We start from the raw sequence: 1,578 nt of genomic DNA on the forward strand, positions 1-1,578 counted from the left end.
CCCTTCAGGGTGTTACTCCGTCATTTGATTCTTCGATATAATCCTTCAGTTCCGTAAGGAACTGTCTAGCCTTTACCTGAGTAATGTGACCATCCTCAATTTTAGCTAGAAACATTTCGCACAACAATCCTGCCCCGTTACTTGAATAAGAAAAAGGCTTTACCCCTAATTGAAGTAAAGCATGCGTTAGTTGAATAAGAAGGTTTTACCCTTCAATGAAGTTTGTATCGTCAAATCCAACTAAAACGTATAACATTTTCTGTCCTTTTAAGGCTATATTACATAGATGAACAAGATGCTGGAATACCTCACTTACGTCATCTTTCGAAATATCAATCTCGGTTAAATTAAACATATCTCTAAATACTTGAATTGTTTCATTTATTTTTTTATTTTCTAATGACATTAATATCGTATTAGCAATATTCCTCAATTCTTTTACTTCTTCATTATGAAAGTAACGCATTTCTTCCGATTCAAGTTGTGTGAATACATCTAAATTTATAATTAAATCGGATTGACATTCTTGTAAAAATTTCAAAATAATATCAGGTATTATTAAGCTAATAAAAGATTTATCATGATTTGTATTCTTCACCAATCCAAATTGTAATTCAGTACCGAAATAATTTATTTCCTCACCTCTATTTTTAATAAGTAACTACATTTTAGTATAATTGTTCTTCAACTTATCTGCCAAAAAGTGAAGAAAAGGCTGAACCTTCAGCCCCTAATTGCTATATAACTAACGCATGCGTTAGTTGATCAAGCAACACCAATATTTATTAAAAATTTTTATTTACTCTCCATCTTTTCACTTTCATTTCTTTGAAAATTTTTCTTTCTTTGCTTGTAAACTCTGAATAATTCTTTAAGTAAGTTATTCTTGAATTATAATAACTCAAAAAAAGTACTAATTTAAATCGGTTTGAGATAAAATTCCAAGAATACTTTTACTTGCATACACGTCATCAAGCAAAGTTCATTCTGGGTGGGGTGGATTTTAGTACATAATGTTTCTTACCCGATTTTGCAGAATCCAATTTTGATTCCTCCATTTTCTCTTTTAAATACACTTTTCCAACTTATAAGTTAATACATATTTTAACTGAAAGCAAAAGGCAACCCGTATGGTTGAGGGTGAATCTGATTACCCTATGAGGAGTGGATTGGAAAAATTCAATTCACAAGGTTATATAAAATACTGTGAGATTTTGACATACCGTGTGGTATGCTGATATCGATCTATGTATCGATGCTGCACTAAAAAAGTGGGTAAAGAACCCAGAAAGAGGTGGAAAATGAGTTTAGTACGACCAACCTACAAGAAACGAATTGTGCTGGCATCCAGACCGGAAGAGACGGCTACCGCAGAGAACTTCCGGATGGAAGAAGTAGAAATTCCTGGGCTTCAAAATGAGCAAGTGCTTGTCCAAAGTCTATACATTTCAGTTGATCCATACATGCGCGGACGAATGAATGCCGGAAAATCGTACGTAGCTCCGTATCCAATCGATGGTGTTATTCTCGGGGGGGTTATAGGTCGAGTAATTGAGACTGCATCACCAGTGTTCGATG

At 34.0% G+C, this 1,578-nt stretch carries 1 protein-coding gene and 1 pseudogene; one reads left to right on the top strand and one right to left on the bottom strand.

Annotation, left to right across the window (positions count from 1 at the left end; all coding sequences use genetic code 11):
• Positions 1-205: 205 nt before the first annotated feature.
• On the bottom strand, positions 206-466 hold the full coding sequence (locus KW850_RS32520) for a hypothetical protein (RefSeq protein WP_218351712.1): 261 nt from the start codon (positions 464-466) through the stop codon (positions 206-208).
• An 835-nt stretch (positions 467-1,301) separates the two neighbouring features.
• Between KW850_RS32520 and KW850_RS32525 the strand changes: the two are divergent.
• A pseudogene (locus KW850_RS32525) lies at positions 1,302-1,578 on the top strand (NADP-dependent oxidoreductase); the annotation flags it as partial.

The sequence above is a fragment of the Bacillus sp. sid0103 genome (assembly GCF_019219025.1).

Coding starts and splice junctions, on each gene's coding strand:
- KW850_RS32520 (WP_218351712.1), bottom strand. CDS start 466: ATGCGTTACTTTCATAATGAAGAAGTAAAAGAATTGAGGAATATTGCT.